The organism is Monashia sp. HAY1-2A, from assembly GCF_056755315.1.
Genome location: NZ_JBNDHY010000819.1, coordinates 1 through 233 on the forward strand (window position 1 = coordinate 1; position 233 = coordinate 233).

1 protein-coding gene is annotated in these 233 nt (G+C 60.1%); it reads right to left on the bottom strand.

The window, feature by feature from the left end; all coding sequences use genetic code 11:
* Nucleotides 1-35 precede the first annotated feature (35 nt).
* The coding region (locus ACPYOM_RS24060; protein WP_481347911.1) for a hypothetical protein at nt 36-233 on the bottom strand (198 nt) is incomplete at its 5' end.

The window sequence follows — 233 nt, forward strand, 5'->3', positions numbered from 1 at the left end:
CACCTAAATCTACACTCTCTCCGTCGTCGGCAGCGTCAGATGTGTATAAGAGACAGGAGCAAGCCGAGGTTCCTGATCGACGGCGTCGGACTCACGGACGGGAAGTGACGAGCGAGCCGCGGTCTATCCCTCACACCACCGCTCCCGAGGCTGTCTCTTATACACATCTCCGAGCCCACGAGACGCGTAGTAATCTGGGGTGCGGTGTTTTTTTTTGGGGGGGGGGGGGGGGG